8 protein-coding genes are annotated in these 12,737 nt (G+C 40.4%); all 8 read left to right on the forward strand.

Annotation, left to right across the window (positions count from 1 at the left end; all coding sequences use genetic code 11):
- Positions 1-50 precede the first annotated feature (50 nt).
- Positions 51-776 carry a GntR family transcriptional regulator gene (locus tag H7F25_RS07030; protein WP_024424122.1) on the forward strand — a complete coding sequence of 242 codons (726 nt, stop codon included), beginning with the start codon at positions 51-53 and terminating at the stop codon, positions 774-776.
- A gap of 102 nt (positions 777-878) precedes the next feature.
- Positions 879-2,108 (forward strand): bacillibactin exporter BcbE, encoded by a 1,230-nt coding sequence (locus tag H7F25_RS07035; protein ID WP_225315495.1) that lies wholly within the window; start codon positions 879-881, stop codon positions 2,106-2,108.
- Between the two features lie 311 nt (positions 2,109-2,419).
- Positions 2,420-5,536, forward strand: coding sequence for an MMPL family transporter (locus H7F25_RS07040; protein ID WP_044330517.1), 3,117 nt, complete (start codon positions 2,420-2,422; stop codon positions 5,534-5,536).
- Between the two features lie 145 nt (positions 5,537-5,681).
- Positions 5,682-6,962 (forward strand): EF-P 5-aminopentanol modification-associated protein YfmF, encoded by a 1,281-nt coding sequence (yfmF, locus tag H7F25_RS07045; RefSeq protein WP_044330515.1) that lies wholly within the window; start codon positions 5,682-5,684, stop codon positions 6,960-6,962.
- A complete protein-coding gene (gene yfmH, locus H7F25_RS07050) occupies positions 6,959-8,251 on the forward strand; it encodes an EF-P 5-aminopentanol modification-associated protein YfmH (protein WP_044330513.1) in 1,293 nt (430 codons plus the stop codon). The genes yfmF and yfmH overlap by 4 nt, the downstream gene beginning before the upstream one ends.
- 151 nt (positions 8,252-8,402) lie before the next feature.
- Positions 8,403-8,879, forward strand: a complete 477-nt coding sequence (locus tag H7F25_RS07055; protein WP_044330511.1) for a MarR family winged helix-turn-helix transcriptional regulator — start codon at positions 8,403-8,405, stop codon at positions 8,877-8,879.
- Positions 8,857-11,976 carry an MMPL family transporter gene (locus H7F25_RS07060; protein WP_185854408.1) on the forward strand — a complete coding sequence of 1,040 codons (3,120 nt, stop codon included), beginning with the start codon at positions 8,857-8,859 and terminating at the stop codon, positions 11,974-11,976. The genes H7F25_RS07055 and H7F25_RS07060 overlap by 23 nt, the downstream gene beginning before the upstream one ends.
- Before the next feature lie 31 nt (positions 11,977-12,007).
- Positions 12,008-12,736 carry an elongation factor P 5-aminopentanone reductase gene (gene ymfI / locus H7F25_RS07065; RefSeq protein WP_185854530.1) on the forward strand — a complete coding sequence of 243 codons (729 nt, stop codon included), beginning with the start codon at positions 12,008-12,010 and terminating at the stop codon, positions 12,734-12,736.
- Position 12,737 lies beyond the last annotated feature (1 nt).

A 12,737-nucleotide genomic window follows, 5' to 3' on the forward strand; every position in this document is an offset into this window, starting at 1 on the left:
AATAGAGATTTCTCATCTTATCATTTGCATTGATTAGACGGAGGGAAAACATGTCGACCAAAACAGACAATCGCCATTTATATTTGAAAGTGATTGACCGTATTAAAGAAGATATTCAAACAGGTGTATATGCTGAAAAAGAAAAACTGCCTTCTGAGTTTGAGCTCTCAAAACTTTTAGGTGTGAGCAGAGCGACACTGCGTGAGGCCCTTCGTATATTAGAAGAAGAGAAGTATTTAATTAGAAGGCATGGGGTAGGGACTTTCGTCAATTCAAGACCGCTTTTTTCGACAGGCATAGAACAGCTGACAAGTGTTACGAAAATGATTGAGCAGGTCAATATGACGCCTGGCACCATCTTTTTATCCTCGCAAGAAGGGGAGCCAACAGAGAATGATGTCATTCGTTTTCAGTGTGATAAATCTGATGGGATTTTTTCAATGGAACGCGTTCGAACGGCAGATGGGCAGCCAGTTGTTTATTGTTTAGATAAAATTCCGGTCAAACATCTTCCCGCTTCTTTTACACATGAAGAAGAGTCTCTTTTTGAGCTGTTTGGAAGAGAACCGCACAGCGGGATTAAATATGCAGTTGCTGATATTGAACCAATTGGCTACCACGATCAGGTCTCACCGATTCTAGATTGTGACCCTGAAACGGCGTTATTATTACTGAAACAAATGCACTATGATCAGGATGATCAGCCGGTCTTATACTCCCTCAATTATTTTCGAGCGGATAAATTCAGCTTTCATGTCATACGCAAACGATTTTAATAAGCAGTCGCTTCCATAGGCGGCTGCTTTTTGTTCGCCCATACATAATACTCGTCAAACTTGCCACACTAATACGTAACAGTATATAGAATTGGGTGAATGATGTTGGGCGAGAAAACAGTCAGTAAAAAGAATATCATTGCATTATCATCAGTGCCTCTAATCATGACACTAGGGAACTCGATGTTAATACCAGTATTGCCAGAGATAGAAAAGAAACTCTCGATTACTTCCTTTCAAGTCTCTCTCATTATTACGGTATATTCGGTTGTAGCCATCTTATGTATTCCAATCGCCGGTTACTTATCAGACCGGATTGGGCGGAAAAAGGTACTGCTGCCGTGTCTTTTAATCGCTGGACTTGGAGGAGCTGTGGCAGCAGTCGCCTCAACGATCATGAAAGAACCTTATATGTGGATTCTGTTTGGCAGGGTCCTTCAAGGGATTGGTTCAGCTGGAGCCGCACCTGTCGTTATGCCGTTTATTGGAGATTTGTTTCATGATGATGAAGAGGTCAGTGCCGGACTTGGCGCCATTGAAACCTCTAATACAGCAGGTAAGGTACTAAGTCCTATTATTGGGGCACTTCTTGCTTCATGGTTTTGGTTTGTGCCGTTTTGGTTCATTCCGTTCTTTTCGATCATCAGCTTTCTCATGGTACTGTTCATGGTAGAGTCGGCGAAAAAAGAGGAGGACCCGCCTACATTTAAAGAATTTTTAAAATCAACAAAGACCATTTTTAAGCATGAGGGACGCTGGCTTTATGCCATTTTTGCTATTGGCGGTTTTATTATGTTTCTTCTTTTTGGTGTGCTTTTTTACTTATCCGATAACCTCGAGGCAGCTTATCAAATAAAAGGCGTTAAAAAAGGGCTCCTGCTGAGTATTCCGCTCCTTTTTCTATCAATCAGTTCCTACATTGCTGGAAAAACGATTGGAAAAGAAAAAGGAAAAATGAGAATCTTTATAATCGTAGGGATGGCTTTGTTATCACTTTCTTATATTTTTTTATGGTGGAATCACAGCTTTTTCGTATTGTTTATCTGTTTAAGCATTGGCGGAGTGGGCATCGGTATTGTGCTGCCTGCACTTGATGCGCTGATTACAGAAGGAATTGAAAAAGAGCAGTGCGGTACCATTACGTCATTTTATAGCAGTATGCGTTTTATCGGTGTTGCTTTAGGACCTCCGATTTTTGCCTATCTAATGGATAAAGGGGACTCCATTGTTTTTATTCTCTCGACCATTTGCAGTCTCATTTCACTATTTTTGGTCCTCTTTTTCATCCAGCCAGATGAAGAGGATGAGAGTGAACAATTGAAAACGGTTTAAATATAGAAAAAAGATGGTATTTTGCCATCTTTTTTCTTTTTTATAAATTGACATGTAAAATTTTGATAGTTAAACTAATGTATAGTAATATCTTTTAAATTATCCCAAATTGGAGGTGTTCAAAAACATTCATTTTCTGTCTTTCTTTAGGCAGAAATTGAGCTCGCGTGCTGATGATGGAGATATGCTTCTTCAACACGAAAGGACAATTGAATAGGTCATCCTGCCATTTGAAGGAGACGCAGTCAGCACTTCAGACACGCTCAAATACAGCAAATTGATTGAAGAAGTAGAAGGAGCTTGAAGCAGCTATGTTGCAAATAATTAAAGCAAGATGGATTGTATTAGTGGTGTGGATGATAACAGCTGTGATTCTGTTTATTACTGCGCCCGATTTAGAGGAATTAACAAGAGAAAAAGGGCAATTAAAGGTTCCGGAGGGGACACCAACAGCTGAGGCACTTCACCTATTGGATAAGCTGTCAGATAAGAACGGGAAGAAAGATACAGGTGTGCTTGTATTCTCCGAACAACATCTGTTCCCTGCGAAAGAGCAGGAATTAAAAAAGGCTTTAGCTGCACTCATGTCAAATGCCCCAGAACTCCACATTGACGGAATTACTTCGTATTTTCATGTAGATCCGGACATTCAAAAACAACTTTTATCAAAGGATAAAAGTACACTTCTTGTTCCATTCAAATTCGACCACTACGAAACAAAAGCTGTGAAGATTAAAGAACAAATTGAGGAAGTTTTAAAGCCCTATCATGTCTCATATGAAATAACGGGTCAAAAGTTTGTGGATTCAGATGTCATTCAAAGCTCTCAACAAGGTCTGAAGAAAACTGAACTTATCACGATGATTTTTATTTTCTTTATTTTAATCATTGTTTTCAGATCGATATTGGCACCTGTTGTTCCGCTCATTACGATAGGCATTTCTTACGCTGTCAGCCGGTGTATTGTGGCTTTTCTCGTAGAATATACACAATTTCCTCTATCTAATTTTACTCAGATTTTTATGGTAGCCATTATGTTCGGTATCGGAACGGATTATTGCATCCTGCTGTTAAGCCGTTTTAAAGAGGAGATCGGGCAAGGCCGTGATGTCAAAGAGTCGATTATCGTCACATATCAATGTGCAGGGAAAACGGTATTTTTCAGCGGCTTAGCCGTGTTAGTCGGCTTCTCAAGTATTGGATTTGCTAAATTCCAATTGTATCAATCAGCCGTTAGTGTTGCCGTTGGAGTAGGCATTCTGCTGATTGCCCTTGTCACCATCGTTCCCTTTTTTATGTCTGTTTTCGGAAAATCTCTATTCTGGCCATCTAAAAGAGAAAACATTCGGCATCCGCAAAGTAAAATGTGGGAATGGGCTGGGCGTTTTTCATTTAAAAGGCCGCTGATCAGCTTAGGGTTAGTCGCTCTTATTACGGTGCCTCCTATTCTGATGTACGACGGCACCCTATCTTATAACAGTTTAAATGAAATTGGGAATAAGTATGAGTCGGTGTCAGCATTTAATACGATATCAGAGCAATTTGGCTTTGGTGAAGCGCTGCCGCTGAATGTGCTTGTCGAAAATGATCATAAGCTGGATAATCAGGAAAACATTGTCATGATTGAAAAACTAACTCGTAAATTAAATGACATTGACGAAGTCAAAACAGTCCGCAGTGTCACGCGGCCTGTTGGGGACGGGCTGAGCCAGCTTTATGTCACATCTCAAGCGAAAGAGCTTGGAGGAGAACTCGGCAAAGGCCATGAAGGAATCGGGAAAATTTCAGATGGCTTGACCGAAACAAATCTCGCTCTTCTCAAACAAAAACCAAAAATTGAAGAATCCGCTCAAGGCATTGACCAGCTGATTGATGGAACAAAAGCAATCAAAAGCGGTATCGGAGAAGTTAGGGAATCCTTAATCTCTTTAGAAGATGGAGTGAGACGCAGTAAGGAAGGCGTCGGCACCATTCGAAGTAAAATCAAAAAAGCGAAAAAAGAATTAGAGCAAGAATATCGCAGCAGCGAAACGATGCTTCAAGAGCTAGAGCGAGTGGTGAATACACTTGAACGCCATGCGAAATCGAATCAGCAGCTGATGACAACCATTAAGAAAGTAAGGGCATCCTATGAAAATCTTTCATTTGAAGCACTAGAAAATCGTCTTCCAGAAGTAAAAGACATGGATGAATATAAAGAAATCAAGAAGGTATTCAAAGAAACAAAAGGAATGCTTGATCAAGCAGGGGATCAAATGAGTGTATATGAAGAGGAAGCCGCTCACTTTAAGCAAAAGATCAAGCAGGCAGATCAAGTGATTCAAACCTTATCAAGCAAGCAAAAAGAAGTAAGACGCCAAGTGCAAGCGCTCATGGATGGGCTTGATCAAATTTATGACGGCCTTGACCAAACAAATGAGGGCCAAAAACAATTGATTAAAGAAATGCCTAAAATCGAAGATGGTGCAGATCAGCTGACAGACGGCCAAAAAGCCATCAAAAAAGGATTTAGCCAGCTTTCATCAAAACTTACATTGTTAACAGATGGATTAGGTGAAAGTATTGAAGGGCTTGAGCAGGTCAAAAGCGGCTTCACCGAGGCTGACGGCTACTTAAAGCAGCTTCAGCAAGCGCCAGATGAAGAAATAACGGGCTGGTTTATTCCAGAAGAAGTGCTGAAACGCCAAGAATTTAAGCAAATCTTTCATACGTATATGTCTCCAGATCGTAAATTAACGACTTTTGAAGTCATCTTAAATGTGAATCCATACAGCAATGAAGCGATGAAAGGTGTCGCGAAAATTGAGGAAACCCTTGATCAATATTTACCTGTAAGTGGACTCAAAAATGCCAAATACGGTGTATCTGGTATCTCAAGCTTAAATGTGGACTTAAAAGAAACGTCTGACGGTGACTTTATTCGAACTGTTATCTTCATGTTAATTGGTATTTTTATTATTTTAATTATTTTATTACGGTCAATCGTCATGCCGATATACTTAACACTTTCACTGATTTTAACGTACTTTACATCAATCGGGTTAACAGAATGGATCTTTAAAACATTTTTTGGCTACGATGGTGTCAGCTGGGCTGTCCCATTTTTCAGCTTTGTCATTCTTGTGACGCTCGGGATCGATTATTCCATCTTCCTCATGGATCGTTTTAATGAATGGAAGGGAGAGCATGTACAAGCATCGATGATATCAGCGATGAGAAATATGGGTTCTGTTATTATTTCTGCAGTGGCCATTTTAGCAGGTACGTTCGCTGCTATGCTGCCATCAGGAGTATTATCGCTTGTTGAAATTGCAACAGTCGTACTCATTGGACTTTTATTATATGCTTTTGTTGTATTGCCCCTCTTTATTCCGGTCATGGTTCGTATTTTTGGTAAATGGAATTGGTGGCCGTTTAGAATGAAATAACGACTGGCGTCTCTGCTATGAGCAGAGGCGTTTTTATTTCCTATCCTTTCCTCTGATTGATATAATGTCTATTAAATGGCTGTTTCACGTATATATCAGCTATGTTCTAATACATAATAAATAGGATGAACAAAGGAGGTTTCTCATGACGTACTTACAAGAGAAGACACTGGACACACCGGGTCTTCATACTCATATTGTCAAAACAGAAAAATTTAAAACCGTGACAATCCTTTTTAAAATGCTTGCACCGCTATCCAAAGATGACGTCACCATGCGTTCTCTTTTCCCGCATGTGCTGTTAAGAGGAACAGAAAAGATGCCGAAAACAGGCGCACTGCGTGCCTATTTTGATGAGCTCTATGGAGCAACCGTTTCGGCAGACATGGCGAAAAAAGGTGAGAATCACATCATTACCTTTCGCCTAGAAATGGCGAATGAAAAATATTTAAAGGATCAAACCCCTTTACTAGAAAAAGGGATTGCCTTACTATCTGACCTATTATTCCGCCCTTATGTTGAAGAAGGAGTGTTTAGTCAATTATATGTAGATCAAGAAAAACGCACATTAAAACAGCGAATTCAGGCAGTTTATGATGACAAAATGCGTTATTCGAACTTAAGACTCGTGCAGGAAATGTGTAAAGGTGAACCATATGCGTTGCACGTCAATGGTGAAATGGAAGACATCGAAGCAATCACACCTCACTCGCTCTTTGAAGCTTATGAGCATGCGCTTCATTCAAACCAGCTTGATCTTTATGTTGTCGGAGATGTTGACGAACAAGACATCAGCCGCATGGTCTCCCAATACTTTAAAACAAGTGAAAGAGAACCAGTCAAACAGCAGGCTGAATCAGCAAGACCTCAAAATGAACCAAAAGAAGTCATTGATGAAGAGGACGTGAAACAAGGCAAGCTGAATATTGGCTTTCGTACACATACAACGATTGCAGATAAAGATTATCCGGCGCTGCATTTGTTTAATGGCATATTCGGCGGTTTCTCGCATTCTAAGCTATTCATTAATGTTCGTGAAAAGGCAAGTCTAGCTTACTACGCTGTGTCTAGACTTGAAAGCTTTAAAGGCTTGATGATGGTCATGTCAGGGATTGAAGTCGGCAACTACCAGCAGGCAGTGGACATCATCAAAGAACAATTTGAAGCGATGCAAAAAGGTGATTTTTCAGATGAAGCGATTGATCAAACAAAAGCAGTCGTCAAAAATCAGCTGCTCGAAACGATCGATACGTCTTATGGGACAGCAGAATATTTGTATCAGCATGCCGTTGTACCAACTGGGGAAACCCTTGATTCCTTTTTAGAAGCATTAGACCGTGTGACAAAAGAGGACATCATCAATGTGGGTCAGAAAATTGAATGGGATACGACCTATTTTCTTAAAGGAACGGAGGGTGCTTCATGACAGTGAAAACAATTCATTTCGATCAGCTGCAAGAAACGGTCTATCACGAAAAAATGGAAAGCGGACTTGACGTCTATGTGCTGCCAAAGCAAGGGTTTAACAAAACCTATGCGACCTTTACAACAAAATATGGCTCTGTCGATAACGAATTTGTGCCGCTTGGCAAAGAAGACATGATTCGAGTGCCTGACGGAATTGCCCATTTCTTAGAGCATAAGCTGTTTGAAAAAGAAGATGGAGACGTGTTTCATACTTTTAGTAAACAGGGAGCATCCGCAAACGCCTTTACAACGTTTACGAGAACGGCTTATTTATTCTCAAGCACCTCAAATGTCGAACAAAACCTTGAGACACTCATTGATTTTGTTCAAGAGCCTTATTTTACTGAAAAAACAGTCGAAAAAGAAAAGGGCATCATTGGTCAAGAAATTAACATGTATGATGACAATCCGGACTGGCGTTTATTCTTTGGTCTGATTGAAAATTTATATCAAGAGCATCCTGTGAGAATAGATATTGCTGGAACAGTAGAGAGCATTGCCCCTATTACAAAAGATCATTTGTATGAATGTTATGAAACGTTCTATCACCCGAGCAATATGCTTCTATTCGTCGTCGGGCCTGTTGATCCGAAGCAAATTTTAGATCAAGTCAGAGCGAATCAGGCGAAAAAGCCATTTACAGATCAGCCGGAGATCAAACGAAAAGACATCAATGAGCCAGAAGGTGTGTACCGGAAAGAATACGAACTTCCAATGAACGTACAAGGCTCTAAATGTATGTTCGGTTTGAAAACAAAGAATCCGCATAAAAAAGGAAATCAGCTGCTAAAGCATGAGCTTGGGATGAACCTCATTTTAGAGACGCTGTTTGGCAAAAGCTCCTTACAATATGAACAGATGTATGAAAAAGGCTTAATTGATGAAACATTCAGCTACGATTATACAGAAGAGGGCGGCTTTGGCTTTACTTCAGTTGGCGGGGATACAAATGATCCTGATCAACTCGCAAAGGTATTAAAAGAAACCCTTCTTCAAGCAAAAAGCCTCATGACAGAAGAGAAAATTGAACTTGCACGCAAGAAAAAAATCGGCAGCTTTTTAAAAGCCATGAATTCTCCAGAATATATTGCGAACCAATTTACTCGATATGCATTCTTAGACATGAGCTTATTTGATGTCGTCACAATGCTGGAACAAATTCAATTGACTGATATTCAGCAAATTTTAGATGAAGAAATTGATGAAGAACGGATGTCTGTTTTCAAAGTCGTCCCAAAAACAAAATAAATGTAAAAAGACAAACTCATATCGGCAGAGTTTGTCTTTTTTATGTTCATTGAAAAAGCCGTTTTATTTGGGAGGATATTCATTGACAATTGTTTTGGTCATTAGTTAAACTCTTTAATAGTTAAACACTTAAACTAAAAAGGAGCAGCGTATGGAACAAAATAAAATTGCCCAGCTCATCCAGAGATACGCAGATGTCTATCTCATGATGGAGAAAAAAGTATCGAGTATGATCACGGAAAAGCTTGATAAAGAGCTGACGCTTGATCAATATTACTCGCTTCGATACATCAATTTACATCCAGGGTGTACATCTACGGACCTTGCTAATGTATGTAATGTAAACAAAAGTGCTGTAACATCGATGACCAACCGTCTTTTTACGAAAAACTATATTTTTCGTGAACATGATCAAGCTGACAGAAGAAATGTTCACCTGTACGTCACGCCAGAGGGCAAAGATGTGGTCAGCCGAATGGAAAAGCAGCTTCAAGACCTGGTTCGATCTTATTTTGAAAAGCTTGAAGAAAAAGAAATGGAATCATTTATTCAAACATATGAAAAGATCTATCAAGTGATCATCGAAGAGGAGGCACAAAGTACTAATGAGAGCAATCATAAAGGGTAGATGGCTGATCACGATCCTGTGGGTCGTATTAGCGGCAGTGTTACTCATCACCGCTCCTAATATGGCGCAGTTAACAAAAGAAAAAGGGCAAATTTCTGTACCAGACGGCTATCCGTCTTCATATGCCAATCAGTTATTAAAGAAAATGTCTGAAAACGGCGATACAGAAAAATCAATCGTCATTGTCTTTCAAGAAAAGAACATTGTGAAAGAAAGAGAAACATCTTTAAAAAAGGCAATGGACATTTTAGAAAAAGATCAAGATCTCCACATAGAGGACATCACTTCTTACTTTGAAGCCAATAAAGATATCAAAAAACAAATGCTCTCTAAAGATCAAACGACACTCCTTGTTCCAGTTACATATGACTCAAACAAAATCAAAGCGTCCGATTTTAAAGAAAGAGTCAATGAAAAGCTGAAAAGCTTAAACCTGAAATTTGAAATGACAGGGCAGCCGTTAATTGATGATGATGTTATCACAAGTTCGCAGGAAGGCCTGAAGAAAACAGAATTCATTACGATTGGGTTTATTCTCGTTGTCCTTATTCTTGTTTTTAGGTCAGCTGTGGCGCCTTTCGTTCCGTTAGTCGCAGTGGCACTGTCTTACTTGGTGAGTCAATCGATCGTGGCTTATTTAGTAAAATATGTAGACTTTCCGCTCTCGACCTTTACTCAGATCTTTATGGTCGCGATCATGTTTGGAATTGGAACGGACTACTGCATACTGCTTCTCAGCCGCTTTAAGGAAGAGATCGCACATGGTAAAGATAAAATTGAGGCGATTCTGATTACGTATAAAACAGCAGGAAAGACCGTCTTATTCAGCGGAATTGCGGTTCTGATCGGTTTTACATGTATTGGTCTCGCACAATTCCAGCTTTATAAATCAGCTGTTGCAGTAGCAGTTGGGGTTGCTGTGCTCATTGTGGCTCTTCTCACGATTGTGCCGTTCTTTATGGCAGTTTTAGGAAAGGTGTTATTTTGGCCGATTAAAGGCGATATTGCCCATCCGCAGTCAAAAATGTGGGAAACAGCAGGCCGTTTTTCATTTAAGAAACCGCTTTTCAGCTTATTAATTGTAGGAATCATTACGCTTCCGCCAATTCTCATGTATAAAGGAACTCTTTCTTATAACAGCTTAGATGAAATTGGTAATAAATACGAATCGGTTAACGCATTCAATACCATTTCTGATAAGTTTGGACCGGGTGAAGCACTTCCGGCAACAGTGGTTGTGAAATCATCTGACCTTTTAGACAACAATGAAGGGCTGATTGCCATCGAAAAACTCAGCCGTGCAATTGAACAAACAGATGGGGTCAGTAAAGTGAGAAGTGCCACCCGTCCTGTCGGTAAAGGGCTGAGTGATCTGTACGTGAAATCACAAGCCAAAGAATTGAACACAGGACTTGATAAAAGCAATGAAGGCTTGAAAAATATCCAAGATGCACTGACGACAATGAGTCAATCCATTGAGGATCAAACACCGCAAATCAAATCATCAGGAAAAGGCATTAACAAATTGATTTCTGGTACAGAATCTGTGCAAACAGGGATTCAAAATGTTGAAAAATCCTTAAGAAAATTGCAAAATGGCATCGACCAAAATAAAAAAGGTGTAGCAGCCATTAAAGATGAAATCAAAGGTGCAAAAAAGGAATTAATGGCTCAAGTCGCACAAGTGAATCAGCAAGTTTCACTGTATAAAAGCATTTCCAAAGAATTAAAGGCAGCATTAGCGCAAGTAGATACGTCATCCTCTGCCGCAGCAGATGTAAAAGCGTTAATCAAACAAGCAAATACACAATTTAGTACCCTTGAAAAGCAAATCCCGCAGGTAAAAGAAAATCAATCGTATCAAGCGATTAAAGCTTCGTACAATGAACTTTCTGCGACCTTGCAAGAAGGGGCGAAACAGGCAGACAGCTATGCCAAACAAGCGAAAGAAGCTAGAAAGCAGCTTGAAGCAGCTGATGCCTTTATCGCAAAAGCTTCAGAGCAGCAAAAAGTCTTGACGAATCAAATCGATGAACTCATTGCTGGCTTAGATGCAGTTGAAAATGGACTGGATCAAACGTCTAAAGGTCAAGGACAACTAGCTGATAATATGCCAAAGCTTGCAAATGGAGCGGGGGACATCATTAATGGCCAAAAGCAAATGAAAGAAAAGATTGGCGGCTTTGGGGATAACCTGACCAAGCTGACAGACGGCCTGAACAAAAGTGTAAATGGACTGGAGAAAATTTCGAGCGGCTTAATGGGTGCAGGTGACTACTTAGACGAACTGAAAAATGCACCAGATCAAGACATGGCCGGCTGGTTTATTCCAAAAGACGTCTTGAAAAATAAAGCATTTAAGCAAGTATTTGATTCATACATGTCAGATGATCGCAAGATGACAAAGATTGATGTCATTTTAGAGAAAAATCCATATGGAAATGACGCCTTGTCGACGATTAAACAAGTGGAAGCTTCTGTCGAGCGGGCACTTCCTGAAACAAACCTAAAAGATGCGTCATTTGGCGTCTCAGGTGTATCAAGTATGAATGCTGATCTGAAACAACTGTCAGACCAAGATTTCAATAAGACAGTGCTTTATATGATGATTGGTATTTTCCTTATTTTGGTTATTTTGTTCCGTTCGCTTGTCATGCCGCTTTACTTGGTAGGTTCACTCATATTGACTTACTTTACAGCAATCGGTGTAACAGAATTTATTTTCACCCATTTCTTCGGATATCCTGGCATTAACTGGGCTGTACCATTCTTTGGATTTGTCATATTAATGGCGCTCGGAGTCGATTATTCGATTTTCTTAATGGAGCGGTTCAATGAATACAAAACAAAAGACATCCAGTTTGCCATGACTGAATCAATGAAAAATATGGGGTCTGTCATTATGTCTGCTGCTGTTATTTTGGCAGGAACATTTGCCGCCATGCTTCCATCAGGTGTGCTGTCTCTCCTGCAGATTGCAACACTTGTCCTTACAGGACTTTTACTGTACGCACTCGTTGTGCTACCATTGTTCGTACCTGTAATGGTGAAATTGTTCGGATCAGCCAACTGGTTCCCATTTAAACGAAAAGAATAGGTATTCTATATAGAAAGAAGGAATCAATGTGATGAGTCGTTGGGCGCTGATAACAGGTGCCAGTGGCGGGATTGGGCAGGCAGCAGCGAAAAAGCTTGCCCAAGAAGGCTGCCATGTGATGCTCCATTATCATAAAAATGAACAGGCAGCTGTGCGCCTCGCTGCTCATTTGGATGAGGCATATTCCATTCAAACGCACGTCGTTCAAGCCGATTTATCTAAAATGGGCGGAGCAGAAGAGCTTGTCAGCCGTCTGCCGCTCTGTCCAGATATTCTTGTTTTAAATAGCGGCAGAAGCCATGTCGGCTTGGTGACAGACACAGAAAAAGACGTATTAGCCAGTATGGTGCAGCTTCATGTCACAAGCCCATATGAGCTTACCCAATCCCTTTTACCCGCCATGATTCGAAAGAAAGCAGGCCATATCATTGCGGTCAGCTCGATATGGGGAGAAACGGGAGCATCGTGTGAAGTGCTGTACAGCATGGTCAAAGGTGCGCAAAATGCGTTTATCAAAGGATTAGCAAAAGAGCTTGCTCCAAGTGGAATTAGAGCAAATGCTGTCTCGCCAGGTGCTGTCAAAACAGACATGATGAATCGTTTTACGCAGGAAGACATCGCTATGCTGGAAGAAGAAATTCCGCTTGGCCGGCTTGCATCGCCTGAGGAGGTTGCAGATGTCATTTGGTTTCTCGCGTCAAAACAGTCAAATTATATCACAGGTCAAATTTTATCTGTTAATGGCGGCTGGTACTGTTAAA

It is taken from the genome of Bacillus sp. PAMC28571, assembly GCF_014250435.1.
GTDB lineage: Bacteria > Bacillota > Bacilli > Bacillales > Bacillaceae > Bacillus > Bacillus safensis.